This window comes from Kineococcus haloalkalitolerans (genome assembly GCF_050871905.1).
Classification (GTDB): domain Bacteria; phylum Actinomycetota; class Actinomycetes; order Actinomycetales; family Kineococcaceae; genus Kineococcus.
This window is the reverse complement of sequence record NZ_JBJLSH010000032.1, coordinates 20,234-45,352: the sequence shown is the minus strand read 5'-3', so window position 1 is coordinate 45,352 and position 25,119 is coordinate 20,234. Positions and strand designations below refer to the sequence as shown.

The following is a 25,119-nucleotide window of genomic DNA, read 5'->3' as shown; positions in this document are numbered from 1 at the left end:
GGCGGCGGTGACGCCCCCCGCCGCACCGGTGGCCCCGGTCGCCGCCCGCCGCGGTCAGCGCCAGACGTCCAGGACGACGTCGCGCAGCCGCTCGCTGAAGCGGCCGTCGTCGCTCGCGCCCGCCAGCAGGCGGCGCAGGTCCGCGTCGAAGGCGCCCAGCCGGTCGCCGAACAGGTGGGGCGCCGCACCGGACAGGGAGTGGACCGCGGCGAGGACCTCCTCGGCGCTGCGGACGACCACCGGGCCCGGCACGACCAGGCGCTGGGGGCCGGTGAACCCGGCGGCGCGGTAGACGGCCTCCTCGTCACCGCCCGCGGTGTCCGGCAGCACCGACCGGCCGGCGCGCGGGCGCGGTCCCAGGTAGCGGCGCACCAGGTCGGTGACGGCCGGCCACGGCGGGCGGGGGTGGGGCAGCGGCTGGCCCGCGTCCTCCGAGGCGTCCAGGCCCCGGTGGGTGGTGGCGTGCACGTGCACCAGCGCCCCGCCCGGCAGCAGCAGGCCGCGCACCGCGGCGGCCACCCGCGGGCGGTCGGTCCAGTGGAACGACTGCGCGAAGGTGACCACGTCCACCCGCGGCAGGCCGGCCGGCAGGTCCTCCGCGCGCAGCCGGACCCACTCGGTGTTCGCGACGCCCCACCGGCGGGCCAGGTCCTCCGCCTCGGCGAGCATGTCGGCGTCGGCGTCCACGCCGATCGCCCGGGCGACGTGCGGGGCCATCGGCAGCGTCAGCGACCCGGGACCGCACCCCACGTCCAGCAGCGTCCCCGTGCCGTCCAGCCCCAGCGCCCCGACCAGCGCGGTCACCACCTGCGGCGGGTACGGCACCCGGCCGACGGCGTAGTGGGCGGCGCTCCCGGCGTACAGCGTCGGGTCCCACGTCCACCCGCGGTCCACGGCCGAACCGCCCCGCGCGTCCGTCACCCCGCCACGGTGGCAGCCCGGTGGGACCACCGCCAGGTGCTCGCACGTGGTCGTCGCGCGGTGCACCCGGCCCGGCGAGATCCAGCTCAGCGACTCGGAGCGTCCTGCGACCCGTCTGGCGATGCCAGCGGTCAGGAGCACCGACGCGCCGCTGCACGGCTCCGAGGCTTGATAAGTTTATCATCGTGCGTTCTGCGATCAACAACCCGTTCAACCCGGGGTCGGACATCGTGCCGCAGGTGTGGGCCGGCCGGACGACGCAGCTGGACGACTGGCGCAGCGTCCTCCGGCCCCGCCTGGCGAGCGGCCTGCCGGAACGCGGCCGGACCGTCCTCGGCGAGCCCGGTCTCGGCAAGTCCGCCCTCGTGCGCAAGATCGCCTCCGAGGCGGCCGGAGCGGGCGACTGGACCACACCGCAGATCAGGGTGCCGCTGGGGTCCGACCCGCTCAAGCTCGTCGCCGGCGCCCTGCTGGACCTCGCCCACGTCGCCGGGTTGCCCCCGCGCAGGGAACGTCGTCTCCAGGAACTGCTGGGCCGCGTCGAAGCCGTCGCGGTGAGCGGTGTCTCCCTGAGCCTGCGCCAGGGCGACGGGGCGGACCCGCACCTGGTGCTCAGCGAGCTGCTCGTCGAGATCGGCCGTGCCGCCGTGGGGCGGGGCGTCGTGTGCCTCCTGCACGTGGACGAGGTCCAGAACATCACCGACGAGCGAGCCCTCTCGCAGCTCCTCATCGCGCTCGGCGACGCCCTCACGCACCGGACCGTCGTCGACGGGCCGGGAGGAGTGCGGTTCGAGCGGTCCCTGCCCGTCGCGGTCTACCTGACCGGACTGCCGGAGTTCGAGGACCGGGCCGGGGCGCGCAAGGGCGCGACGTTCGCCCGCCGCTTCGCCACGACCGTCCTCGAGGCGATCGACGACGACGACTTGACCACGGCGCTCCAGGTGTTCGTCTCACCGGGCTGGGAGGTGACGGACGACCGGGGTGGCCCGGCCACCGTCCACATGACCCAGGACGCCGTCGCGCTGCTCGTCGACCTCTGCCGCGGGGAGCCCTTCCTGTTCCAGCTCGCCGGGCAGGAGGCCTGGTACGCCGGCGAGGACACCACCATCACCGCCGCCCAGGTCGAGGCGGGGTGGAGGGCGGCGCAGCGCGAGGCGTCCGCCCACGTGGAACGGATCCTCGGCCGACTGCCGCAGCGCGAGCGCGAGTTCCTCGAAGCGATGGCCCGGCTCCCTCCGGCGGACCGGACGCTCACCCGCATCGCCGCCACGGCCGGTTTCACGTCGGCCGCGGCAGCCGGACCCACGTCCCAGCGCCTCGACACCGTACGCGGGATCATCGGCCGAGGAAGGCCCTACTCGTTCCGGCACCGGGCGGTCGAGGCGTACCTGACGAGCGACTGGCCCGCCGTCCGGTAGCCGGGGCTGCACGAGGTGGACCTGCGGTGCGGACCTCCCACCCCTCCGCTGTCCGTCACCCGCCCTAGGCTCTCCGCGTGGTCGACGGCGCCCCCGCCCGCGGCCGGGCCGAGCGGCTCGTCGCGCTCCTGTTCGTCCTGCAGCGGCGCCGGCGCGCCACCACCGGCGAGCTCGCCGCCGAGCTCGGGGTCTCCGAGCGCACCGCCGCGCGGGACGTGGCCGCGCTGCGCGAGTCGGGTGTGCCGGTGTGGACCGAACCCGGCCGGTACGGCGGGGTCCGGCTCGTGGACGGCTGGCGCTCGCGGCTGGACGGCCTGACCGAGCGGGAGGCGGTGGCGCTGCTGGCCATGAGCCCGCCGCGGGCGCTGGCCGACCTGGGACTGGGCGGGGCGGTCGCGGCCGCTCACGCGAAGCTGTCCGCCACGCTGCCGGCCGCGCTGGGCGAGGAGGCCCTGCGCGTGGCGCGGCGCTTCCACCTCGACGCGCCCGGCTGGTTCGCGCGCCCCGACGGGGGCACCGGGGGCACCCACCTGCCGGCCCTCGCGCACGCCGTCCTCACGGACCGGCGGGTGGCCCTGGCGTACGCGCGCGGCGACGGCGAGGTGCGGCGCGACCTGGTCCCGCTGGGCCTCGTCCTCAAGGCCGGCGCCTGGTACCTCGTGGCCGCCGGGGACGGCGAGGACGGCGGGGCCGTCCGCACCTACCGGGTCTCGCGCGTGCGGGCCGTCGCCGACGCGGGACCGGCCGAGCGCCCGGCGGGGTTCGACCTGGCGGCGTGGTGGGCGGCGTCCTCCGCGGCGTTCGAGCGGTCCCTGCGGCGCGTGCCCGTGCGGGTGCGGCTGAGCCCGCGCGGCCTGCGCGCGCTGCCGCGCGTCCTCGACCCGGGCGTGGCGGCCGAGGCGCTCGCGGCGGCGCAGGCACCGGCTGCGGACGGGTGGACGGAGGTGGTCCTGCACCTGGAGGACCCCGCGATCGCAGCCGGTCAGCTCCTGCCGCTGGGGACCGAGGTGGAGGTCCTGGACCCGCCGGCGGCGCGGGCGGCGTTCGCGGCGACCGCCCGCGCGATGGCCGCGCGCCACACCCCCCGACACCGCCCGCGCACCGGATGACGCGCCTCAGCGGTACCCCGTCGTGTCCGCGGGCCGGCCGGTGTCCACCACCTCCGCCACGTAGCGCCACCCGTCGGGCCGGCTGCCGTCGACGTCGTCGACGCCGTAGACGCGCGCCAGTTCGCCGCTGGACGTGGTGCGCCCCGCGAACCGGGCGTGGGCGGGGTCGGCGGCCAGGGCGGCGACCGTCCGCCCGACGAACGTCGGCGTCTCCGAGATCGCGAAGTGCGGCTCCTGGGCGAGGGCGTCGCGCCAGGTCTCCTCGGTGACGCCGAAGGTGTCCAGCATCGCCTCCGAGCGCAGCCAGCCGGGGGTCAGGGCGAGCGCCGTCACGCCGTGCGGGGCCAGTTCCGCGGCCAGCGCGGTCGCCAGCGGGTGGGCGGCGGCCTTGGCGACGTGGAACGCGAGGGTGGTGCCCTCGCGGTAGCGGCTGTTGTGCTCGGCGGTGCCGTCGGTGAGGAGGACGACGAGGCCGCGACCGGGCCGGTCGAGCCGGTCGGGACGGCCGGTGCGCAGCAGCAGCGGCAGCAGGTGGTGGGCGGTGACGACGTGGCTGTCCACGCCCAGCCGCACCATGCGCAGGCTGGCGGCGAGGTCGTGCTCCCAGACGGGCTTGCCCCAGTCCAGGTGCCCGTCGCCGCCCCACACGCCGTCGACGAGGACGTCGAGGCGGCCGTGCTCGTCCTCGACGCGCGCGGCCAGCGCGGCGACCTGGCCGGGGTCGAGGTGGTCCACGCGCAGCGCGGTCGCGGTGCCGCCCGCGGCGCGCACGAGGTCGGCGGTCTCCTCGATCGTCTCCGGCCGCCCCACCTCGGAGCGGCGCCCGGCGCTGCTGCGGCCGGTGACGACGACGTGCGCGCCGGCGCGGCCGAGCTCGACGGCGACCGCGCGGCTCGCCCCGCGCGTGCCGCCGGCGACGAGGGCGACGCGGCCGCTGAGGTCGGGAGCGGCGCTGGAGCGCTGGTCGGGGTGCTGGTCGGTGTCCACGCCGGCCACGGTGGGCGCGGACCCCGACACCTGCTGTCGGGGTTCGCGCAGGAGTCCTCGGCGCGCCCGCCCGGGCGCGCGTGATCGCTCCGTGACGGGGCAGGGGGACACCATGACGAACCCCCGCCACAACGGCCTGAGGTCGGTCGCCGACCAGTCCGAGGAGGAGCGCGGCGGGCCCGGCAGCGTCCTGTCCCGCCAGAGCCGCGACCACGCCGACCTCGACGCGCTCATGCGCGCGCACGACGCCGAGACCGACCCGGACGCCCGCGGCCGGATCCTCGCCGAGCTCGGCGAGCGGGCGCTGCGGCACGCCTTCGCCGAGGAGACCGTCCTGTTCCCCGCCTACCGGCGCTTCCTGGCCGGGGCGGACGACGAGCTGACCGCCCACATCGAGGGCGACCACCAGCGGGTCAACGACGCGCTGGAGGCGCTGCAGCGCTCCGACCCGCGCTCACCGGAGCACGAGGAGACGGTCCGGGGCGCCTTCGCGGTGATCCGCCACGACGCGCACGACGAGGAGGACGACCTGCTGCCGCGCCTGCAGCGGGCCGTGGGAGTGGAGGAGCTGCGCGCCATCGGCGCCGCCTGGGAGGTCCAGCGCCGCGCCTCCCCGACCCGCCCGCACCCGCGGGTCCCCCGGCGGCCTCCGGGCAACGTCCTGGCCGGGATCCCGCTGGCCGTCACCGACCGGGTGCAGGACGCCGTCGACCACGCCCTGCCGGTGGGCGCCGGCCGCCGCCGGCGGGCCCTGCCGGTCGTGCCCGCGCTCGCCGCCGTGGCCGTGCTGGCCCTCGGGCGGCTCCTGACCCGCCGCCGCCACCGCTGACCCTCCCCCGCCGTGGTCGTGGACGCTCACCCGCCCACGACCACGGCGAGGGGTCCGGGTCAGTCGGAGAGCGAGAAGACGGTGGTCGACTCGTACGTCTCGCCGGGACGCAGCACCGTGGACGGGAACTGCTCCTGGTTCGGGGAGTCGGGGAAGTGCTGGGTCTCCAGCGCCAGCCCGTCGCCCTGCCGGTAGACGGAACCGCCCGTGCCCACGAGGGTGCCGTCGAGGAAGTTGCCCGAGTAGAACTGCAGCCCCGGCTCCGTCGTGGCGATCCGCAGGGTGCGCCCGCTGTGCGGGTCGCGCAGCTCGGCCGCGTCCTCCAGGTCGTCCTCGCTGTCGCGGTCCAGGACCCAGTTGTGGTCGTAGCCCTGCCCGCGCAGCAGCTGCTCGAACGGCTGGCGGATCCGCTCCCCGACGGGCGTGGCGCGGCGGAAGTCCATCGGGGTCCCGGCCACGGGGGCGATCTCCCCGGTGGGGATGAGGGTGTCGTCGACGGGCGTGTACGCGTCGGCGTCGATGGTCAGCTCGTGGTCGTAGATCGTCCCGGAGTCCTCCCCGGCGAGGTTCCAGTACGTGTGCTGGGTGAGGTTCACGACGGTGGGCGCGTCGGTCGTCGCCTCGTAGTCCACCCGCAGCTGCTGGTGGCGGTCGAGGGAGTAGGTGACGGCCGCCTGCAGCTCGCCGGGGAAACCCTGGTCGCCGTCCGGGCTGGTCAGCTCCAGCCGCAGGCCCACCTGGGCGCGGCCGGGCAGCGGCGTGGCGCGCCAGACGCGCTTGTCGAAGGAGTCGGTGCCGCCGTGCAGGGTGTTCGGCCCGTCGTTCAGCGGCAGCTGGTGCTGCACGCCGTCGAGGGTGAACGTGCCGCCGGCGATGCGGTTGCCGTAGCGGCCGATGACCGCGCCGAAGTACGGGCCGGGGTTGTTGGAGGTGACGTAGCCCTCGAGGTCGTCGAAACCGAGGACGACGTTCTCCACCTCGCCGCGGGCGTCGGGCACCTCCAGGCTCTGGACGATGCCGCCGTAGGTGAGCACGCGCACGGTCATGCCGCCGTTGACGAGTGTCCAGCGCTCGACGGGCGTGCCGTCGGGGGTGGTGCCCCACGCCTCGGCGGACACGCCGGCGCGGTGCCCGCCGTGGTGCCCGCCGCGGCGGTCGTGGTCGGGGGCGGCGCTGGCGGCGCCGGCGCCGGTCGCGGCGAGCAGGCAGACCGCGGCGGCGGCGGTGAGGGTTCGGGTGCGAGCAGGCTGACGTGCGGAGTTCGACCGCATGTGGGGGTTTCTCCCGTCGGTGAGGCCTCGTTGCCCGTCCCGCCGCCGGACGGCGACCGGGACGCCCGGAACCTAGGACCGCCGTCACCGGGTGTCAACGGCGAGCACCGCCCGGTCCCGGAACTCCCCCGTCCGGGTGTGACCACGGACGAGGAGGGACGATCAGGCGGGGAGCCCCCGGGAAGGGGTCAGGCGGGGACGCGGTCGCGGGTGCGCCGGCGGCGGGCGACCGCCAGGCGCAGCAGGTCCGCGCGCTCGTCCGGCGGCAGGTCCTGCGTCGAGCGCTCCTCGCGGGCGTCCAGCCAGCCGCGCAGCCGGCCCGGGTCGTCGGTGATGATGCCGTCCACGCCCGCACGCACCAGGACCCGCCACAGCGCCGGCTCGTTCACCGTCCACACCCACGTGCCCAGCCCCGCGGCACGGTGCAGCGCCGGCACCTCCGGGCAGGCCACGACGGCCGCCGCGTGCGGGTTGCACGCCACGGCCCCCGTGCTGGCCGCCAGTTCCCGCGCCGCCGCCGCCACCTCGGCCGGGTCGGCGCCCAGCGCCGCCTGCAGGTCGCGCTCGGGGTCGTCCAGGGCCGCCAGGAACGACGCCAGCGGCAGCGGCTCGCCCGGGCGCAGCACCAGCACCGCGCGCGGCAGGTCCGGCGCGGCGACGGCCAGGGCCCGCACCGTCGCCAGCGAGAAGCTCTGCAGCACGCAGCGCTGCGCCACCCCGGTCCGGCGCAGCACCGCGACCGCGACGCCCGCCTGCTCGGCGGTCCAGTCGCCCTTGAACTCCACGAGCAGGCCGCGGCCGGGGTGGCGGGCCAGCAGCTGCGCCACCCGCCCCAGCGACGGCACGCGCTGCCCGGCGAACGCCGGCGAGAACCAGCCGCCCGCGTCCAGGCGCTCCAGCCGCTGCCACGGCGTGTCGGCCACCGCACCGGTGCCGTCGGTGGTGCGGTCCAGCGTCGCGTCGTGCAGCACCACGGGGACGCCGTCCGCCGTCAGCTGCACGTCCAGCTCCAGCAGGTCCGCGCCCGCCCACAGGGCCGACTCGAACGCCGCCAGCGTGTTCTCCGGCGCCGTGGCGCTCGCACCCCGGTGGGCGACGACCAGCGGGCTCCGGCGAGGACGACGAGGTCCCGGCTCCGACAGCGGTTCCCACTCCGACTCAGAGACCAGCACCGTGCGCACGCTCCCGGTGGTCGTTCGCGGTGCCCCGGGGCGGCCGCCGGTGGTCCGGCCACCGACCTCCGCGGGCCTTCAGGACGACGCTAACCCGGCCGGTGCCCGGGCCGGCGCGACACGGGCTCGCGTCCGGCGAGCCGTCACGAGGAGTTCACCGCCGCGCTCCCGGTCCCGGTCCCCCACCGCCGCCGGTTCACCCGGCGTTCGCCGCCGGGGCCGGGCCGGGCTGGCAGTGCGGGCACCACCAGGTGCGCCGGCGCTCCGGGTCGCCCGCGACCTCCGCCACGACCCGCACCGTCGTCCCGCAGCGCAGGCACGGCTGCCCGGCCCGGCCGGAGACCCAGTGCCGCCGCCCCGGCCGGGTGTCGCCCGTGGTGACCTGCGCCGCACCGGGGGTCGAGACGGAGAAGCGCAGCATCCGCGCGACCAGGTCCACCGCGCGCGCCAGGTCCGGGACGTCGGACACCGGCGTCCACGGCGAGAGGCCGCGCAGGAAGCACAGCTCGTCGGCCCACAGGTTCCCGATGCCGGCGAGGTTGCGCTGGTCCAGCAGCGCGGCCTTGACCTCCCGGTCGGGCTCGCGCGACAGGCGGGCCACCGCCCGCTCGACCACCTCCTCGCGGGTCAGCTCCTCCGACAGCAGGTCCGGGCCCAGGTGGCCGACGACGGTGTGCTCGGCCTCGGTGGGCAGCAGTTCCACGACGGGCATCCGCAGCGCGAGGGCCGTCGGCCCGTCCGTCTCCAGGACGACGCGGACGTCCGGCTGCAGGCGCTGCGGCAGCCGCCTGCCGGGCGCCAGCACCGTCCACTCCCCGTCCATGCGCAGGTGCGTGTGCAGGGTCGTGGGCACCTCGGGGCCGTCGAGGCGGGTCAGCAGGTGCTTGCCGCGCGAGACGGTGCCCAGGACCCGCGCGCCGGCCAGGTCGGCCGTCGCGAACCGCGGCACCCGCAGGTCGCTGCGGCGCACGGTGCGCCCGCGCAGCCGGTCGTCGAGCCGGTGCGCCACGCGGTAGACGCTGTCCCCCTCCGGCACGCCGACCAGCCTCGGCCAGGCCGCTGCCCCGCGCGAGCCGGGCCCCGCGGCGGGCCCGTGCCCGGTGGCGGGAGCGCTCGCCCGCGCCCAGAGTGGGGCGTGGCCGGGGCAGGCCGCCCGACCTTCGGATCGAACACCACGGACGAACGGGACCCGACATGTACCTGCACGTGCAGAAGCTCATCCACGAGATCGCCGAGGACGAGCCGGACCCCGCGGCGGCCAACGCCCTGCAGGAGGGGCTCGGCGGCCAGTTCGGCGAGATGCGCACGATGATGCAGTACCTCTTCCAGTCGATGAACTTCCGCGGCGCGGCGGCCAAGCCGTACAAGGACCTGCTGCAGGGCATCGGCACCGAGGAGATCAGCCACGTCGAGCTCATCGGCACGACGATCGCGCGCCTGCTGGACGGTTCCCCGCGCTACCAGGGCAAGCAGACCGACCCGCTGGACGCGCCGGCCGCGGGCGGGACGACCCCGCTGAGCATCGCGCTGGACCACGGCAACATCCACCACTACCTGGTGGGCGCGCAGGGCGCGCTGCCGGTGGACTCCGCCGGCAACCCGTGGAGCGGCAGCTACGTCTACAACTCCGGCAACCTCGTGCTGGACCTGCTGTACAACCTCATGCTGGAGTCCACCGGCCGGCTGCAGAAGTGCCGCATCTACGAGATGTCGTCGAACAAGACGCTGCGCTCCACCGTCAGCTACCTCATCGTGCGCGACCAGGCGCACGAGAACGGGTACGCGAAGGCGCTGGAGACGCTGGGGGTGGACTGGAAGAAGCTGCTGCCGATCCCGAAGACCAACGCGGAGCGGTTCCCCGAGGTCAAGCAGATGGTCGACCTGGGCTGGCAGAGCAAGCAGTACACGTTCGACCTGACGGGCGCGTCGGAGGCCGCGAAGATCTACCGCGGCGCCTCCCCGTCCAACGACGGCACGCAGCTGGACGGCACGTCGCAGGTCCCCGAGGGCGCTCCGCTGACGATCGCGGAGGAGCGCTACGAGGAGTTCGCACCGGGCCTGGACCCGGAGCTCCTCGAGCTCATCCAGGCCACCGCCGACCTGGAGATGGCCGAGCCGGAGATGACGTACGGGCCGCTGACCCGCGACTCCTGACCGGCCGCCCCCTCACGACTCCTGGCGCGTCCTCCACCCCTCCTCGGACCGGGAGGGGTGGAAGACGCGCCAGGAGCGCGTCGGGGGGCGTCGAGGGGGGCGTCAGGCGGCGTCGAGGAACTGCTCGGCGAGCTCCAGGGCGAGGGTGCGGTACCCCTCGGCCTCGAACAGGACGGTGACCCGGTCCTCCTCGTAGTGCATGACCTGCCCGGCGCCCCACTCCGCGTGCACCACGACCGAGCCCACCGGGAACGGCTCGTCGGCGGCGGCGACGGACTGCTGCGCGGCCGTCCCGGCGCGGCAGGTGTCGCAGTGCCCGCACGGCTCGCGCAGCTCCTCGCCGAAGTAGCCGAGCAGGAACTGCCGCCGGCAGCCGGTGGTCTCGGCGTAGCCGCGCACCATCTCCAAGCGTGAGCGCTCCACGCGGCGGCGCTGCTGCGACAGCTCGACCGCCGCTCGCGCGGCCTCGCCGGGCGCCGGACCACCGGCGGTGGGGACCAGCCGCCCCTCGGCGTCCTCGCCGACGGCGCCGACCTGGACGAGCAGGTTGACGATCCCGGCCAGCCGGGTCGCGGACGTGCCCAGCTCGCGGCGCAGCTGCGCGGGCGGCACCGGGCCGTCGTGCGCGCGCACCGCCGCGGCGACCTGCCGCAGCGGTTCCTCCTTCGCCACCCCGGCGGCGAAGAACCTGCGCAGCCCGAGGTCCTCGGGGCGGTGGTGCAGGACCGCCCGCGCGGGGTTCCCGTCGCGCGCGGCCCGGCCGACCTCCTGGTAGTAGCTGTCCAGGGAGTCGGGGACGTGGGCGTGGACGACCGCGCGCACGTCGGGCTTGTCGATGCCCATGCCGAAGGCGTTGGTGGCCACGACGACGTCGAGCTCGCCGGCGAGGAACCGGTGCTGCACGTCGTCGCGGTCGGCGCGCCGGCGCCCCGCGTGGTAGTGGTCCGCGTCCCGGCCGGCGGTGCGCAGCGCGGCGGCGTACTCCTCCGCGTCGCGGCGGCGGGCGACGTACACGAGGACGGCGCCCTGGACCGCCAGCACGCTGTCCAGGACCTCGCGCCGCTGCACGTCGGCGTCGCGGTGGTGGCGCACCTCGAGGTCGATCTCGGGGCGGTCAAAACCCTCGACGACGACGAACGGGTCGCGCAGCCGCAGGTGCTCGGCGATCTCCGCGCGCACCTGCGGGCTGGCCGTGGCGGTCAGCGCGACGACCTGCGGACGCCCCAGCCGCTCGGCGGCCGAACCCACCCGCAGGTACTGCGGGCGGAAGTCGTGGCCCCAGGAGGAGACGCAGTGCGCCTCGTCCACCACGAGCGTCCGCGGCCGCAGCCGCGCCAACTCCTCGACGACCTCGTCGCGGGCCAGCTGCTCCGGTGCCAGGAACACGAACTTCACGCCGCCGGCGCGCAGCTGCTCCTGCGCCTCGCGCCACGCCGGCGCGGTCAGCTGGGAGTTCAGCATGACCGCGCCACCGCGGCGGGCGTCCTCGCGGATGCCGTCGACCTGGTCGCGCTGCAGCGCGATGAGCGGGGAGACCACGACCACCGGCGCCGTGTGCATCAGCGAGGGCACCTGGTAGACGGCCGACTTGCCCGCGCCGGTCGGCATGACGGCCAGGACGTCGCGGCCGTCGGCCACGGCGCGCATGGCCTCCGCCTGCCCGGGGCGCAGCGCCTCGTAGCCGAAGGCCTCGCGGGCGGAGGTGCGCAGCAGGTCCAGCGGGTCGAAACCGCCGTCGTCGATCGTCACGGTACGGGCATACCCCCGTTGACGTTGATCACCTCGCCGACCACGTAGCTGGACTCGGGGGAGGCGAGGAACACGTACGCGGGGGCCATCTCGGCCGGCTGGCCGGCGCGGCCCAGGGGCGTGGAGGTGCCGAAGGAGGGCATGGCGTCGTCGGGCTGGCCGCCGGAGACCTGCAGCGGCGTCCACACCGGCCCGGGGGCCACGACGTTCACGCGGATGCCCTTGGGCGCCAGCTGCTGCGCCAGCGCCTTGCACATCGTGGTGATCCCGGCCTTCGTCGTCGCGTAGTCGACGAGGTTCGGGGACGGCTGGTAGCCCTGCACGGAACTCGTGCCGATGACCGTGGAGCCGGGCGGCAGGTGCGGCACGGCCTCCTGCACGATCCAGTGCAGCGCGTAGAGGTTCGTGCGCATCGTCTCGTCGAACTGCTCGCTGCTCAGCTGCGTGACGTCCTCGACGTGCTGCTGCTTGCCGGCGACCACGGCGATCAGGTCGATCCCGCCGAGCTCCTCGACGGTGCGGCGCACCAGGCCGCGGGCGACCTGCTCGTCGGAGACGTCGCCGGGGGCCAGGACGGCCCTGCGCCCGGCCCGCTGGACGAGCTCCTCCACCTCGTTGGCGTCGGCCTGCTCGCTGGAGAGGTAGCTGAGGACGACGTCGGCGCCCTCGCGGGCGAACGCGATGGCGGCGGCGCGGCCGATGCCGGAGTCCGCCCCCGTCACCAGCGCCCTGCGGCCCTCCAGGCGGCCGGTGCCGCGGTAGGTCTCCTCGCCGTGGTCCGGCTTCGGGGACAGCTGCCCGGCCAGGCCCGGGCCCTCCTGCGGCTGCGGTTCGAAGCCCTCGGAGTGGTAGAGGCTGACGGGGTCGGTGAACGTGAACTGGGTCCGCACGCGCTCCACGCTAGGCAGCCGCGCCCGCCACCGCACGGCGACGCCGCGGGCCCGTCGTGTCGGTGGCGGGGGCGATGATGGTCGGGTGCGCCAGCAGCAGCTCCTCGACGTCACGAGGATCTACGTCGAGCCCGCGGCGGCCGAGCTGCCGCGCGGGCAGGAGGTCCTCGCCCGCTGGCCCGACGCCACCCGCGTCGAGGTCGCCAGCCACTGGAACATCCCCGAGCTGCACGGTGACGAGGCCAACGCCGCCCGCTGGGTGCGGATCAAGCGCGAGGCCCTCGTCCTCGGCGTGAAGAAGTCGCTGGCCGCGCGGCCCAACGGCCGCTCGGCGGACTTCATCGCCCCCTCCACCGCCAACGGCTGCGCGATGGCCTGCTCCTACTGCTACGTGCCGCGGCGCAAGGGCTACAGCAACCCGATCACGGTGTTCGCGAACATCGAGCAGATCACCGGCTACCTGGAGCGGCACGTGCGCCGGCAGGGCGTCAAGGCCGAGCCGAACCAGTGCGACCCGGACGCGTGGGTCTACGACGTCGGGGAGAACAGCGACTGCTCCGTGGACGCCGAGGTCTCCGCCAACGTCGACGACCTCGTCGCGCTGTTCGCCCGCCTGCCCACCGCCAAGGCGTCCTTCGCCACCAAGCACGTCAACCGCCGCCTGCTGGAGCTGGAGCCCGCCGGGCGCACCCGCGTCCGGTTCTCCCTCATGCCCGCGCGGTTCGCCAAGCTGCTGGACCTGCGCACCTCCCCGGTCGCCGAGCGCCTGGCCGCCCTCGACGACTTCGTCGAGGCCGGCTACGAGGTCCACGTGAACCTGTCCCCCGTCGTCGTCGCCGAGGGCTGGCTGGCGGCGTGGGCGGAACTGCTCGACGAGCTGGACGCCGCCACGAGCCCGGCCACGAAGCGGCAGATGGCCGCCGAGGTGATCTTCCTGACGCACGAGGAGCGCCTGCACGAGGTCAACCTCGCCTGGCACCCGAAGGCCGAGGACCTGCTGTGGCGGCCGGCGCTGCAGGAGGCCAAGCGCTCGCAGTCGGGCGCCGCGACCGTGCGGTACCGCACCGGCGACAAGGGCCGGTACGTGCGCCAGCTGCTGGACCTCCTCGAGCAGCGCACGCCGTGGCTGCGGGTGCGGTACGCGTTCTGAGCGACCACGCTGACCGCATGGCGAAGAGCAGCAGCGACGACGAGCGCCGCGAGGTCCGCGAGCGCTTCGGGGACGCCGTCAACATGACGCCCAAGGAGCTCGAGGACTGGCTGGCGACGGACGAGTCGCAGTCCGTGGGCGCCGGGGAGGGCGAGTCCGTCGGGCACGAGTCCGGCCGGCGCATCGTGCAGATCCTGCGCGCCAAGCAGGCCGACCTCGACGACGACGACCACCAGCACATGAAGAAGGTCGCCGGCTACGTGGCCCGGCACCTGGCCCAGCGACCCGACGGCGACGTCACCGGGACCCGCTGGCGCTACAGCCTCATGAACTGGGGCCACGACCCGCTGAAGTGAGGCCGCCGCTCTCGACGTGCGCACCGCGCGGTGCAGGAGCACAGTGGGAGGGCCGCCTGGACGAGACGGGCGGCCCGCCCCCGCGGCCCCCGCGCCGCGCCGGGGCTGGTGGCGGAACCATCGACGGCGCACCTCGCAGCGTGCGCCACGTGAGGAGCCGACGCATGAGCAGTGTCACCGAGAGCATCGACGTCCAGGTCCCCGTGCGCACCGCGTACGACCAGTGGACCCAGTTCGAGTCGTTCCCCGAGTTCATGGGCGGCGTCGAGTCCGTCACCCAGACCGGCGAGACCATGACGCACTGGAAGACCAAGATCGCTGGTGTGGAGCGCGAGTTCGACGCCGCGATCACCGAGCAGCACCCGGACGAGCGCGTCGCCTGGAAGGCCGTGGACGGCAAGTCCCACGCCGGTGTCGTGACGTTCCACCGCCTCAGCGACTCCGAGACCAAGGTCACCGTCCAGATGGACTGGGAGGCCGAGAGCCTGGTCGAGAAGGCCGGCGCGGTGATCGGCGCCGACGACCGCCAGATCAAGAAGGACCTCGCGCGCTTCAAGGAGTTCATCGAGTCCCGCGGCTCGGCGAGCGGCGCCTGGCGCGGGGACGTCACCCCGCCGAAGTGACACCCGCCTGAACGACGCGAGGCCCGGGACCTGCTGGTCCCGGGCCTCCGTCGCGTCCGGACCCGGACGACGCGCCCGGGTGACGCGCCTCAGGAGGTGCTGAAGCGCAGCTCGGTGACGGCGTGGAACTCCTCGCCCGGGCGCAGCGCCGTCGTGGGGAACCCCGGCCGGTTCGGCGCGTCGGGGAACGCCTGCGTCTCCAGGGCGATGCCCGAGCGCGGTCCGTACGGCTGGCCGGAGGCGCCGACGAGGGTGCCGGCCAGCGTGCCGCCCGTGAACACCTGCACCCCGGGCTGGTCCGTCCACACCTCCAGGACGCGGCCGGACAGCTCGTCCTCCAGCCGCGCGGCCCGCGAGGGCGGGCGGGAACCGGCCGGCACGTCGGCCAGCACGAAGCAGTGGTCGAACCCCGACCCGCGACGCAGCTGCTCGTCCTCGCCGGCGCGGTCCCCGCCGACCCGGTACCCCACGGGCACGGGCCGGCGCAGGTCGAAGGGCGTGCCCTCCACGGCGCGCACCTCCCCCGTCGGCAGACCGTCCTCGTCCACGGGCAGGAACGCGTCGGCGTCCACCTGCAGCAGGTGCGCGTCGACCGTGCCGCTGCCCTCGCCGGCGAGGTGGAAGTACGCGTGGTTGGTGAGGTTCAGGACGGTCGGCGCGTCGGTCGTCGCGAAGTACTCCACGACCAGCGTGCCGCCGCTGAGCACGTAGCTGACGTGCACCGACAGGTTCCCGGGGAACCCGTTGTCACCGTCCGGGCTGAGCAGCGAGAACCGCACGCCCGCCCGGCCGTCGACCGGGTGCGCCGACCACAGCCGCTCGGAGAACGGGTGCGGTCCCCCGTGCAGCGCGTTGCCGCGGTCGGTGGCCGGGACGACCACCTCGGTGCCGTCGACGCGGAAGCGCCCGCCGGCGATGCGGTTGGCGAAGCGGCCCACCGTCGCCCCGAACGAACGCCCCTTGCCGGTGTAGGGCGCCAGGTCCGCGAACCCGAGCACGACCCCGGCGCGCCGGCCGTCCCGGTCGGGCGCCTCGAGCGCCTGGATCCGCGCGCCGTGCTCCAGCAGCGACACGCGCAGCGTGCCGTCGTCGAGGGTCCAGCGCCCCACGGGGGTGCCGTCCTCGAGGTGCCCCCACGCCCGCTCGTGCTCGACCGTCCCCGTCGCGCTGCTCACGGTGACGACGCTACCGCCGCTGCCCGCACCGCCGCTGCCCGCGCACGGCCCCGGCGAGCGCAGCCGCGACGCTGGCCAGCACGACCGCGAGTCCCGCCACGAGCAGGACGCCCGTGGCGCTCCAGCGCCAGTCCCACGTCACGCCGGCGACCTCGCGGGCGCCGACCACCGCGGCGAGCGCCAGCAGCACGGTGGCGCCGACCACCCCGGGCACGTCCACCGTCCACGGCCGGCGCTCGGGGGCGGCGTCCGGGACCTCCGGCTCCTCGACGGCAGCGGTCGCCCGGGCCGCGGGTCCCTGCGGGGCGGGCTCCTGCGACCAGCGCCCCGCGGCGTCCCGCTGCCACTCGCTCCACTCCTGCCAGGCGTCCGGCCCGCCGCGCTCGTCGTGCCGTCCGTCGTGCCGCTCGTCCACGTCGTCCTCCTCAGCTCGTCTCGAGGAGCTCGCCGCCCGGGGCACCGAGCGCGACCTCCCCCGCCCACGCGGTGGCCCGCAGCAGGTCCGTCCCGGCCGGCACGCTCCACCCGTCCCGGTCGTCGCCGGGGCGGTCGGTGCGCGCGGCCTCGGCGACGGCCTGGGCGTCCGGGCCGACGGCCAGGACGGCCCGCACGTCCAGCCCGCCCGAGGCCCGCACGCGCGGACCGGCGTCGTCGTCCACGAAGGATCCGCGGCCGTCCGCGACGGCGACGACGTCGGCGCGCTCCCAGCGCACGCTGCCGGACAGCGCGGTCGCCTCGACCAGCACCGTGCGGTCCTCGGGCACGACGACCTCCAGGCGCCCGGCGGCCACGGTGGCGCTGCCCCCGGCCGTCCCCTCGTCCAGGTCCACCCGCAGGCGCCCCACGGGTACCGCGACGGCGTCCTCGCGGGCGGTGGGCGACCACACCAGGTCCGGCGACCAGCGCCAGCCGCCTGACGGCGGTGCCAGCGTCAGCGCGAGCGCCACCAGCGCCAGCGGCCACGCCAGCCCCTGCAGCGCGCTGCGCCGGCCGCGCAGCGCGGCGAGCAGGGCGCCCAGGGCCAGCACCGCGACGGCCGCGGCCAGCGCGGTCGCCGCCTCGCCGCCGGGCAGCTGACCGGCGCGGTGGGCGACGGTCACGGCACCGGCGGCGAGCAGCGCCAGGCCGGTGGCCGCGGCGGACAGCAGCGGCGAGCCGGGGCGGCGGCGGGCGCGCGCGGCCTCGGCGCGCTCCTTCGCGGCGCGGCGGGCGGCCGCCCGGCGCTCGGTGGCGGAGCGGTGCCCGGCCAGCGGGTCCAGCGTCGTCAGCGGGTCCAGCGTCGCCAGCGCCTCGTCGACCGCGCGGTCCACCGCCGTGGCGACGTCCTCGTCCCGCCGCTCGTGCTCGCGCAGGTCCACGGGAGCGCCGGCCGGCGCTGCGGGCCCCGGCGGGTCGGGGCGCTGGTCGGCGCGCGGGTCGCGCTGCCCCGGCCGGACGAGCGCGACGCGGTCGCGCAGCAGCCACCAGCCCACCCCGGCCAGGGCGGCGGTGATGAAGAACCCCCACCCGGCGCCGGCGTTCCACCAGCCGGCGCCCGCGCCGAGCAGGCCGCGGCCGATGAGCAGGTCGAGCAGGACGAGGGCGACCGCGCCGGCCAGGGACCCGGACACGTCGCCGCGGGAGGCGGCCTCCGCCTCGATGCGGCCGCGCGCGTCGGGCAGCAGCGCCCAGCCGATGCCGTAGGCGGCGAACCCCAGGCCGCCGACCACGGTCAGGCCGATGAAGGCGCCGCGGACGACGACGGGGTCGACGTCCCAGCGGCGGGCGAGCGCCCCGGCCACGCCGGCGAACCAGCGGTCCTCGTCGTCGCGGACGGCGCCCCAGGCGCGGACGCCGTCGAAGAACCGGTCGGTGGACGGCCGCGGCGCGGCGGGTCCGGCGGGCGTGGCGCCCGCCGCCGGCCGGTCCTGCTGCTCCTGCTGCTCCTGCTGGTGCTGCTGGTGCTCCTGCTGGTCCACGGTGCCACTCTCCCGGACGTGCGGTGCGGTGCGGCGGGTCAGAAGACCCAGCCGACGCTCCACGGGTTGACGCCGAACAGCAGGTCGCCGACGACGAGGAGGCCGGCGACGACGAGGGCGACGGACACGTCGCCGCGCTGGGCGGCCTGCGCCTCGATCCGGCCGGTGCTGTCGGGCAGCAGCGCCCACGCCAGGCCGTACAGGGTCAGGCCGGCGCCGCCGAGCAGGGCGAGCACGACGAACGCCGCGCGCACCGTCCACGACGGCACGGACAGGCGCTGCGCCAGGCCGCCGGCGACGCCGCCGACCCAGCGGTCGCCGCCGCGGACGACGCCGAGGCCGCGGACGCGGTCGAAGAACCGGTCGGCGCCGCTGCGGGCCGGCCCGGCGGTGACGGCGGGCTCCTCGGTGACCGGCGGGACCTGCTGGGAGGTCTGCGAGGTCGAGCCCGGGTACTGGTCGGAGGGGCTGGGGAACTCGTTCGTGGTCATGGCTCCACGGTGCCCGCGCCAGTACTCCCGCCACATCGGGGACGACCCTGAGACGACCCTGGACGTGGGCCCGGAGGACCCTGGTCCCCGCCCCCGGGGGGATCCCGGACCGCCTGTCGCGTGCCACGATCGCCGCGTGGAGACGACCACCGAGGAACCCGCGGCCGCGGCCCCGCCGGTGCGGCGCGCGCTCGTGCGCCCCGTCGCGGGGCGGCGGGCCGCGGGGGTGGCCGCGGGGCTGGCCGCGCACCTGGGGCTGCCCGTCTCGCGGGTGCGCACCGCGTTCGTCGCGGCCGCCGTCCTGGCCGGGGCGGGGTTCTTCCTCTACGCCGCCTGGTGGCTGCTGGTGCCCGACGAGCGCGACGTCACCCCCGGCGGGCCGCGGCCCGGCAAGCGCGCCGACCCGTCCGCGTGGGTGCTGGAGCACCGCGACACCCTCGTCGGGGTCGCGCTGGTCCTGACCGCGGCCGTCGCCGCCGGGCGGGTGTCCGACTCCGACGTGCTGCTGCAGGTCCTCGTCCCGCTGCTCGTGGTCGGCGCCGGCCTCGTCCTGGCGTGGAGCCAGCTGGACGCCACGCGCCGCGCCCGCCTCGTCGGCGGCGGGGGGCGGCGCGCGGCGCTGCGGGTGGGTGCCGGCGCGTCCCTCGTCGCCACCGGGGTGGTCCTCGTCCTCGTCGTCGGCGACCCGGCCGCGTTCGGGCAGTCGACGCTCGCGGGGCTGGCCGTGTTCGCCGGGCTGGCGATCGTCGTGGCCCCGTGGGCGGTGCGGCTGTACGGCGACCTGGGCGCCGAGCGCGCCGCCCTGGCCCGCGAGCAGGAGCGCGCGGAACTGGCCGCGCACGTGCACGACTCGGTGCTGCAGACCCTCGCGCTCATCCAGCGCCGCAGCGGCGACGGCGCCGAGGTGGCGCGCCTGGCGCGCGCGCAGGAGCGCGACCTGCGCCGCTGGCTCTACGGCGACCACGGCACCGCCACCGGGACCCTCGGGGCGGCGCTGCGCGCGGCGGCCGCCGAGGTGGAGGACGCCACCGCCGCCACCGTCGACGTCGTCCTCGTCGGCGACCTGGACACCCTGCCGCTGGAACGCTCCACGTCGGCGCTGGCGCAGGCGGCGCGGGAGGCGCTGCTGAACGCCGGCCGCCACGCCGGGGGCGCGGTGTCCCTGTACGCGGAGCGGATGGGCGGGGACCTGGAGGTGTTCGTGCGCGACCGCGGTCCCGGTTTCGACCTGGACGCGGTGCCGGAGGACCGGCTGGGGGTGCGCGAGTCCATCGTGGGCCGCATGCGGCGCGCGGGCGGACAGGCGCTCGTGCGCCGGCCGGCGGACGGGGGCACCGAGGTCGTGCTGCGGCTGCCAGGATCGGGCGGGTGAACGGGACGGTGAAGCGCGTCGTCGTCGTCGACGACCACCGGATGGTGCGGGTCGGGGTGCGGGCCGAACTGGCGGGCGCCGCCGACGTGGAGGTCGTCGGGGAGGCCGCCGACGCGGCCTCGGCCGTCGACGTGGTGCACCGGCTGCACCCGGACGTCGTGCTCTTGGACGTGCACCTACCCCTGACCGCCGGGGAGTCCACCGCCCCCGGCGCCGGCTCGGGCGGGGCGGAGGTCCTCACCCGCTGCGCGGACCTGCTGGCCGCGGACCCGCCCGTGCGGTTCCTGGCCCTCAGCGTCTCCGACGCCGCCGACGACGTCATCGCCGTCATCCGCCGCGGCGCGCGCGGCTACGTCACCAAGTCCATCGCCGGGGACGAGCTGGCCGCCGCGGTGCGGCGGGTCGCCGACGGCGACGCCGTGTTCTCCCCGCGGCTGGCGGGTTTCGTCCTCGACGCGTTCGGCGCGATGAGCGGCGAGGTGGCCGCCGCCGACGACGAGCTGGACCGCCTGTCGGCGCGCGAGCGGGAGGTGATGCGGCTCATCGCCCGCGGCTACGCCTACAAGGAGGTCGCCAAGGAGCTGTTCATCTCCGTCAAGACGGTGGAGACCCACGTGTCCGCGGTGCTGCGCAAGCTGCAGCTGTCCAACCGGCACGAGCTGACGCGGTGGGCGGCGGCGCGCCGGCTGCTGTGAGGGAGCCGGGCCCCGCTCACACGTGCTCGGACACCAGCACGGCAGTGGTTCCGGGTTCCAGCGCCTCGAAGACGTGCTCGACGTCCCCGGGGTAGCGCACGTAGTCGCCGGGGGCGAGCTCGACGGTCTCGTCCGTCGTGCCGACCCGCGCGCGCCCGGCGGACAGGACGACGTGCTCGACGACGCCCTGGCCGTGCGGGTCGGCCAGCCGCGGACGGCCGGGGTCGGCGCTGACGAGGTAGAGGTCGCGGCGGGCGTTCGGCGGGCTGGTCGTCAGCAGCGTCGCGGCGTAGTCGGCGTCGCCCGCGGTGAACCGCACGCCCTCGCCGAACCGCACGACCTCGACGGCGGCGCGCGGCGGGTCGACGAGGTGGGAGAACGGGACGCCGAGGGCGGTCGACAGCGCCCACAGCGTCTCGATCGAGGGGTTCCCGGTGGCCGACTCCAGCTGCGACAGCGTCGACTTCGCGACGCCGGCGCGGCGCGCGAGCTCGGTCAGCGACAGCCCGGCGCGCGTGCGCTCGCGGCGCAGGGACCGCGCAAGGACCTGCGCGACGCCCGGCGGTGCGCCCGCCGGACCCGGTGCTCCATCGGTCACGGTGACCCGCCTCCCCGCGGTTGACGACGACCTCCGACTGTGTTCATCCTAGCGAACATGCGTTCGTTCTGGCGAACACCCCTCGTGCGGGACGCCCTGCTCGTCGCCGTGGCCAGCGGCGTGGTCGGCGTGGCCTTCGGCGCCGTGGCCACCAGCACCGGCCTGCCGTGGTGGCTCGTCCTCCTGTCCTCCCTCGTCGTCTTCGGCGGCGCCTCGCAGTTCCTGCTCGTGGCCCTGCTGGCCTCCGGCGCCGGGGTCGTCGCGGCGGTCGTCGCCGCCCTCGTCGTCAACGTGCGGTTCCTGCCGCTGAGCTTCGCCGTCGCCGGCTCCCTGCCCCGCGGGCGGGCGCGGTGGCTGGCGCTGCACCTCGTCACCGACGAGACCGTCGCGTTCGCGCGCACCCGCGGCGGCGCCCGGGCGTTCGCGCTCCTCGGCGTCGCCCAGTTCGCCTGCTGGAACGTCGGCACCCTCGCCGGCGTCCTCGCGGCCGGCGCGATGGGCGACACGGCCGCGTGGGGCGTCGACGCGGCCTTCCCCGCCGCGCTGCTCGCACTCGTCCTTCCGTCCCTGGCCGACCGGTCGGTGCGCCGCACGGCGGTCGCCGGCTGCGCGCTCGCCGTCGCCGCCACCCCGGTCCTGCCCGCGGGAGTTCCCGTCCTGCTCTCCCTGCTCGCGCTGGGACCCGCTGCGCTGCAGCTGGTCCGCGAGCGCGGGACGCGCACCGCGCAGGTGGCGCCGTGAGCGGCGCGGTCCTGCTGGCCGTCGGCGTCTGCGCCGCCGGGACGTACGCGCTGCGCGCGCTGGGCGTCCTGCTCGCCTCCCGGGTGGCGCTGCCGGAGCCCGTGCAGGACCTCGTCGGGCGCGGCACGGTCGTGCTGCTGCTGGCCCTCGTCGCGACCAGCACCCTGTTCGAGGGCGACGGCGGTGCGGGCGTGGCCCGGCCCACCGGGGTGCTGGTCGCCGGGGTCCTCGCGTGGCGGCGGGTGCCGTTCGTCGCCGTGGTGCTGGTGGGTGCGGGGACCGCTGCGGCACTGCGGGCGGTGGGCGTCCCGTAGGTGCGGGGAACGGGTGGGGGCGGTGCGCTCGTGGGAGGCTCCGACCGTGCCGACGACGTTCGCACCCGAGGACCTGCAGGACGCCGCAGAGCTGTTCGTGCGCGTCTTCACGGGAGCACCGTGGAACGAGCCCTGGCGCCTGGACGCGGCGCGACAGCGCCTGGCTGACGTCCTGGCGACCCCCGGCGCAGCCGGCACCTGCCTGCGCGAGGCCGGCGCGCTGGTCGGCTTCGCGCTCGGGCACGTGGAGCGGTCGCACTCGGCGCGGCACTTCCTGCTCAAGGAGATGTGCGTCGACGCGGGCCGACAGCGGCGGGGGCACGGCCGCGCGCTCCTGACGGCACTCGTCGAGGGCCTCGACGACGTCGAGGAGGTGTACCTGGTCACCGCCTCGACAGGCACGGCCCGGCTCTTCTACGAGAGCACCGGCTTCCGCGCCGCCCAGCACCACGGCGTCATGGTGAAGCGGGTCCGCGCCGGGTAGGACGGGCTCCGGCAGGCCCTCCCCGGCTCGACGGCCCCCGTTCGCGCCGCCCTCCGCCCGGTCACCGGCGGAACGCACCGGCGTTCCGCCGCGCCCACTCCTCGAACGTCGTGGCCGGACGGCCCGTCACCTCCTGCACGACGGAGGTCGTCACGGCGCCGCCCTCGGCGAAACCCGCCAGCACGGTGTCGACGTACCAGGCGGCGTCCTCGCCCATCGCCGCCGCCAGCGCCTCGACGGCCTCGTCGCGGTCCACCCGCACGAACGGGACGTCCCGGCCCAGCGCCCGGCCGAGGGCGGCGGCCAGGTCGCGGCGCGTCAGCACCTGCGGACCGGTCAAGCTGAGCGCGCGGCCCTCGTGCCCCTCGCCGAGCAGAGCCGCCGCGGCGACCTCGGCGACGTCGTCCAGCGCGACCGGCGCGCTGACGGCGTCCGGCCACGGCTCGCGCACGGTGCAGCGCTCGCGCACCTGCGGCGCCCACAGCAGGGCGTTCTCCGTGAAGTCCCCCGGCCACAGGTGCGTCCACGGCAGACCGCACGCCTCGACGGCCGCGGTCACCGCGCCCCACCAGCTCTCGGGCTCGCCGGACAGGTCCACGACGCGACCGACCCCGGCGTGGCGGGCGGCCGTCACCACCCGTTCCGCGGTGGCGGGCGACGGCGCCAGGTAGAGGCGGTCGACGCCCCTCAGCGCCTCCTGGAGCACCGCCGGCCGCGTCACCGTCCCCCGCACCACCCGCACCCCCGCGGGCAGCGCCGCACGCTCGGGGTCCACGGTCAGGGCGACGACGTCGTCGGCGCCCCGGGCCAGGAGGTGGTCCACCACCCGGCGGCCGACGCTGCCGGTGGCACCGGTGACCAAGAACCGCACAGCACCTCCTCCCGCACGACGCGGCAGCAGGTCACCACGGACCGCGCCCCTGCGGCAAGGCCCTGCCGAGCGGATCAGGCCGGTTCCACCGGCAGCCACAGCTCGCACGTCGCGGTCGTGAAGTCGTCGCTGCGCTCCAGCACGGCGACGACCTCCGGGCCCGGCCGCAGCCGCCACGGGTTCGAGGGGAACCACTCCGTCGCGGTGGCCGCCCAGACCTCCTGCAGCACAGACGGGTGCGGGCCGGAGCTGCGGAACACCGCCCACGTCCCGGCGGGCACCTCGAGGACGTCCAGGTCCCCGGGCACGGACGCGCCGGCCCCCACGGCGACCCCGTGCAGGTGCGTCAGCTCGCTGCCCTCGGCGCGGTCCGGGTCGAGGTCGTCGCTGACGGACAGCAACCCCGCCGGTTCAGCGCCGCTCAGCGCCTTCAGCCGCTCGTGCTCGGCGGGCGGGACCGCGGCGACGTGCTCGGCGATGCGGGGGTTCACCCCCTCGTGCACGAGGGGGACGCGGGCCGCGCGGCCCACGAGGCGGAAGGCGGGACGGTCGACGACGCGGACGTCCACCGGATCGGCTCCTCTCACGGTCAGCTGGAACGACAGGCGCGGTTGCGCCCGCAGCGGCCCGCCGGTGCGGCGGACCTCGGAGGGACCGGCGCCGTGCACCGCGCGGAACGCGCGGGCGAACGCCTCGGTCGAGCCGTACCCGTGGTGGACGGCGATGCCCAGCAGGTCGCGCTCGCCGCGCACGACGTCCGCCGCGGCCAGCGTCATCCGCCGCCGGCGCACGTACTCCGACAGCGGCATCCCGGCCAGCGAGGAGAACATCCGGCGCAGGTGGTGCTCGGTGGTGCCGAGCGACCGCGCCCAGGCGGCGACGTCGAGGTCACCGGCGGGGTCGCGCTCGATCAGGTCGACGAGCCGGTTCAACGTTCCGATCACGGGTCCTCCCTCCTGACGTCCAGCCTGGACCGCGGCGCGCACCGCGCGCCCGACACCTGCGGACCGGTGCGGTCGGGTGCGGACCCCACCCCGCCCCACCCCTCCCGTGATCTTGCAGGGTTCCCCAGCAAGATCACAGCGGTGGTACGACCGGGCCCGGCTCTGGCCCCCACCAGCCGAGAACTCCGTGGCGGTCGCGGTACCGCGGCGGTACCGTCCCGGTGTGGCCATGAACCTGCGCTTGACCGACGAGGAGACCGAGGCTCTGCGCCGCCGCGCTGAGCAAGAAGGACGATCCATGCAGGAGGTCGCTCGCACCGCCATCGACCAGTACGTGTCCGACCGCTCCGCTCGCCTGCGCGCCGCCGTGGAACGGGTGCGCACCGAGGACGCCGAACTCCTCGCCCGTCTGGCCCGGTGAGCCGGCCGGAGCGCCCGGTCGACCACCTGTCGCTGGGGGATCTCCTGCAGATCGCCGACGGCGTGGTCGACGGCGTCCAGGTGCGCGACGCTGGACTCCTGGCGTCAGCGGCGGCGCGCCCGCGCACCACCGTCTTCGGCCGTGAGGCGTACCACGGGCTGGCCGACAAGGCCGCGGCCCTCATGCACTCGCTGGCGCGGAACCACCCGCTGGTCGACGGCAACAAGCGTCTGGCGTGGTCCGCCACCCGTGTCTTCTGCCTGCTCAACGGCACGGACCTGGTGATGGACGTCGACGACGCCGAGCGCATGGTGCTCGCGGTGGCAGCGGGCGAGCTCGACGCCGCAAGCCTCTCCGCGCTCATCGGTGATCACCTGACCTGACCGCCCTGCACCCGACGCCCCGCCCGGGTGCCGTCACCGCCGG

Annotated in this window: 28 protein-coding genes; 14 read left to right on the top strand and 14 right to left on the bottom strand. The window is 76.3% G+C overall.

The window, feature by feature from the left end:
* Positions 1-54 precede the first annotated feature (54 nt).
* Entirely contained in the window at positions 55-921 is an 867-nt protein-coding gene (locus tag ACRYMY_RS13375) for a class I SAM-dependent methyltransferase (protein WP_432547754.1), read from the bottom strand.
* A 185-nt stretch (positions 922-1,106) separates the two neighbouring features.
* Between ACRYMY_RS13375 and ACRYMY_RS13370 the strand changes: the two genes are divergently transcribed.
* Both ACRYMY_RS13370 and ACRYMY_RS13365 read left to right on the top strand, forming a co-directional pair.
* Positions 1,107-2,339, top strand: coding sequence for a P-loop NTPase family protein (locus ACRYMY_RS13370; protein WP_432547753.1), 1,233 nt, complete (start codon positions 1,107-1,109; stop codon positions 2,337-2,339).
* Positions 2,340-2,416: 77 nt separating this feature from the next.
* The gene (locus ACRYMY_RS13365; protein WP_432547752.1) at positions 2,417-3,448 is read left to right on the top strand and encodes a helix-turn-helix transcriptional regulator; all 1,032 of its coding nucleotides are present in this window, start codon (positions 2,417-2,419) and stop codon (positions 3,446-3,448) included.
* A 6-nt stretch (positions 3,449-3,454) separates the two neighbouring features.
* On the opposite strand, the gene ACRYMY_RS13360 is transcribed toward ACRYMY_RS13365, so the two are convergent.
* Positions 3,455-4,435 (bottom strand): SDR family oxidoreductase, encoded by a 981-nt coding sequence (locus ACRYMY_RS13360; RefSeq protein WP_432547751.1) that lies wholly within the window; start codon positions 4,433-4,435, stop codon positions 3,455-3,457.
* 112 nt (positions 4,436-4,547) lie between these two features.
* Here ACRYMY_RS13360 and ACRYMY_RS13355 point away from each other — a divergent pair, with 112 nt between their 5' ends.
* The gene (locus ACRYMY_RS13355) at positions 4,548-5,264 is read left to right on the top strand and encodes a hemerythrin domain-containing protein (RefSeq protein WP_432547750.1); all 717 of its coding nucleotides are present in this window, start codon (positions 4,548-4,550) and stop codon (positions 5,262-5,264) included.
* 59 nt (positions 5,265-5,323) lie between these two features.
* Here ACRYMY_RS13355 and ACRYMY_RS13350 read toward each other — a convergent pair whose 3' ends face one another.
* From ACRYMY_RS13350 to ACRYMY_RS13340, 3 genes are all read right to left on the bottom strand, one after another.
* Complete coding sequence (locus tag ACRYMY_RS13350) at positions 5,324-6,535, bottom strand: aldose epimerase family protein (RefSeq protein ID WP_432547749.1); 1,212 nt, start codon at positions 6,533-6,535, stop codon at positions 5,324-5,326.
* A gap of 188 nt (positions 6,536-6,723) precedes the next feature.
* A complete protein-coding gene (locus tag ACRYMY_RS13345) occupies positions 6,724-7,707 on the bottom strand; it encodes a glycerophosphodiester phosphodiesterase (RefSeq protein ID WP_432547748.1) in 984 nt (327 codons plus the stop codon).
* A gap of 196 nt (positions 7,708-7,903) precedes the next feature.
* On the bottom strand, positions 7,904-8,743 hold the full coding sequence (locus tag ACRYMY_RS13340) for an Fpg/Nei family DNA glycosylase (RefSeq protein WP_432547747.1): 840 nt from the start codon (positions 8,741-8,743) through the stop codon (positions 7,904-7,906).
* Positions 8,744-8,901: 158 nt separating this feature from the next.
* Here ACRYMY_RS13340 and ACRYMY_RS13335 point away from each other — a divergent pair, with 158 nt between their 5' ends.
* Positions 8,902-9,861, top strand: a complete 960-nt coding sequence (locus ACRYMY_RS13335; protein ID WP_432547746.1) for a manganese catalase family protein — start codon at positions 8,902-8,904, stop codon at positions 9,859-9,861.
* Positions 9,862-9,963: 102 nt separating this feature from the next.
* On the opposite strand, the gene ACRYMY_RS13330 is transcribed toward ACRYMY_RS13335, so the two are convergent.
* Positions 9,964-11,610 (bottom strand): RecQ family ATP-dependent DNA helicase, encoded by a 1,647-nt coding sequence (locus ACRYMY_RS13330; RefSeq protein WP_432547745.1) that lies wholly within the window; start codon positions 11,608-11,610, stop codon positions 9,964-9,966.
* A complete protein-coding gene (locus ACRYMY_RS13325) occupies positions 11,607-12,500 on the bottom strand; it encodes an SDR family oxidoreductase (RefSeq protein WP_432547744.1) in 894 nt (297 codons plus the stop codon). The genes ACRYMY_RS13330 and ACRYMY_RS13325 overlap by 4 nt, the downstream gene beginning before the upstream one ends.
* A gap of 85 nt (positions 12,501-12,585) precedes the next feature.
* Here ACRYMY_RS13325 and ACRYMY_RS13320 point away from each other — a divergent pair, with 85 nt between their 5' ends.
* From ACRYMY_RS13320 to ACRYMY_RS13310, 3 genes are all read left to right on the top strand, one after another.
* A complete protein-coding gene (locus tag ACRYMY_RS13320) occupies positions 12,586-13,650 on the top strand; it encodes a spore photoproduct lyase family protein (protein ID WP_432547743.1) in 1,065 nt (354 codons plus the stop codon).
* Between the two features lie 17 nt (positions 13,651-13,667).
* Positions 13,668-14,006, top strand: coding sequence for a DUF3140 domain-containing protein (locus ACRYMY_RS13315; RefSeq protein ID WP_432547742.1), 339 nt, complete (start codon positions 13,668-13,670; stop codon positions 14,004-14,006).
* A 164-nt stretch (positions 14,007-14,170) separates the two neighbouring features.
* Positions 14,171-14,629, top strand: a complete 459-nt coding sequence (locus tag ACRYMY_RS13310) for an SRPBCC family protein (RefSeq protein ID WP_432547741.1) — start codon at positions 14,171-14,173, stop codon at positions 14,627-14,629.
* 89 nt (positions 14,630-14,718) lie between these two features.
* Here ACRYMY_RS13310 and ACRYMY_RS13305 read toward each other — a convergent pair whose 3' ends face one another.
* The 4 genes from ACRYMY_RS13305 to ACRYMY_RS13290 are packed head-to-tail and all read right to left on the bottom strand — an operon-like array spanning position 14,719 to position 18,253.
* Complete coding sequence (locus ACRYMY_RS13305) at positions 14,719-15,804, bottom strand: aldose epimerase family protein (protein WP_432547740.1); 1,086 nt, start codon at positions 15,802-15,804, stop codon at positions 14,719-14,721.
* Between the two features lie 10 nt (positions 15,805-15,814).
* The gene (locus ACRYMY_RS13300; RefSeq protein ID WP_432547739.1) at positions 15,815-16,219 is read right to left on the bottom strand and encodes a hypothetical protein; all 405 of its coding nucleotides are present in this window, start codon (positions 16,217-16,219) and stop codon (positions 15,815-15,817) included.
* Between the two features lie 10 nt (positions 16,220-16,229).
* A complete protein-coding gene (locus ACRYMY_RS13295; RefSeq protein WP_432547738.1) occupies positions 16,230-17,762 on the bottom strand; it encodes a PspC domain-containing protein in 1,533 nt (510 codons plus the stop codon).
* A gap of 38 nt (positions 17,763-17,800) precedes the next feature.
* Positions 17,801-18,253: a PspC domain-containing protein gene (locus ACRYMY_RS13290; protein WP_432547737.1), complete on the bottom strand. Its 453-nt coding sequence runs from the start codon at positions 18,251-18,253 to the stop codon at positions 17,801-17,803.
* A 136-nt stretch (positions 18,254-18,389) separates the two neighbouring features.
* Between ACRYMY_RS13290 and ACRYMY_RS13285 the strand changes: the two genes are divergently transcribed.
* Both ACRYMY_RS13285 and ACRYMY_RS13280 read left to right on the top strand, forming a co-directional pair.
* Positions 18,390-19,625, top strand: coding sequence for a sensor histidine kinase (locus tag ACRYMY_RS13285; protein ID WP_432547736.1), 1,236 nt, complete (start codon positions 18,390-18,392; stop codon positions 19,623-19,625).
* Entirely contained in the window at positions 19,622-20,320 is a 699-nt protein-coding gene (locus tag ACRYMY_RS13280) for a LuxR C-terminal-related transcriptional regulator (protein WP_432547735.1), read from the top strand. The genes ACRYMY_RS13285 and ACRYMY_RS13280 overlap by 4 nt, the downstream gene beginning before the upstream one ends.
* A 16-nt stretch (positions 20,321-20,336) precedes the next feature.
* On the opposite strand, the gene ACRYMY_RS13275 is transcribed toward ACRYMY_RS13280, so the two are convergent.
* Positions 20,337-20,918: a helix-turn-helix domain-containing protein gene (locus tag ACRYMY_RS13275; protein WP_432547734.1), complete on the bottom strand. Its 582-nt coding sequence runs from the start codon at positions 20,916-20,918 to the stop codon at positions 20,337-20,339.
* 57 nt (positions 20,919-20,975) lie between these two features.
* On the opposite strand from ACRYMY_RS13275, the gene ACRYMY_RS13270 reads away from it, so the two are divergent.
* The 3 genes from ACRYMY_RS13270 to ACRYMY_RS13260 are packed head-to-tail and all read left to right on the top strand — an operon-like array spanning position 20,976 to position 22,457.
* The gene (locus ACRYMY_RS13270; protein WP_432547733.1) at positions 20,976-21,659 is read left to right on the top strand and encodes an AzlC family ABC transporter permease; all 684 of its coding nucleotides are present in this window, start codon (positions 20,976-20,978) and stop codon (positions 21,657-21,659) included.
* Positions 21,656-21,973, top strand: coding sequence for an AzlD domain-containing protein (locus tag ACRYMY_RS13265; RefSeq protein ID WP_432547732.1), 318 nt, complete (start codon positions 21,656-21,658; stop codon positions 21,971-21,973). Before ACRYMY_RS13270 ends, ACRYMY_RS13265 begins: the two co-directional genes overlap by 4 nt.
* Positions 21,974-22,019: 46 nt before the next feature.
* Positions 22,020-22,457 (top strand): GNAT family N-acetyltransferase, encoded by a 438-nt coding sequence (locus ACRYMY_RS13260; RefSeq protein ID WP_432547731.1) that lies wholly within the window; start codon positions 22,020-22,022, stop codon positions 22,455-22,457.
* Positions 22,458-22,518: 61 nt separating this feature from the next.
* Here ACRYMY_RS13260 and ACRYMY_RS13255 read toward each other — a convergent pair whose 3' ends face one another.
* Together ACRYMY_RS13255 and ACRYMY_RS13250 are read right to left on the bottom strand one after the other, a co-directional pair.
* A complete protein-coding gene (locus ACRYMY_RS13255) occupies positions 22,519-23,328 on the bottom strand; it encodes an NAD(P)H-binding protein (RefSeq protein WP_432547730.1) in 810 nt (269 codons plus the stop codon).
* Positions 23,329-23,402: 74 nt separating this feature from the next.
* On the bottom strand, positions 23,403-24,272 hold the full coding sequence (locus ACRYMY_RS13250) for an AraC family transcriptional regulator (protein ID WP_432547729.1): 870 nt from the start codon (positions 24,270-24,272) through the stop codon (positions 23,403-23,405).
* Positions 24,273-24,501: 229 nt separating this feature from the next.
* On the opposite strand from ACRYMY_RS13250, the gene ACRYMY_RS13245 reads away from it, so the two are divergent.
* Together ACRYMY_RS13245 and ACRYMY_RS13240 are read left to right on the top strand one after the other, a co-directional pair.
* Positions 24,502-24,693: a FitA-like ribbon-helix-helix domain-containing protein gene (locus tag ACRYMY_RS13245; protein WP_373694984.1), complete on the top strand. Its 192-nt coding sequence runs from the start codon at positions 24,502-24,504 to the stop codon at positions 24,691-24,693.
* Positions 24,690-25,076, top strand: coding sequence for a type II toxin-antitoxin system death-on-curing family toxin (locus ACRYMY_RS13240; RefSeq protein WP_432547728.1), 387 nt, complete (start codon positions 24,690-24,692; stop codon positions 25,074-25,076). Before ACRYMY_RS13245 ends, ACRYMY_RS13240 begins: the two co-directional genes overlap by 4 nt.
* The last annotated feature ends 43 nt before the right edge of the window (positions 25,077-25,119 follow it).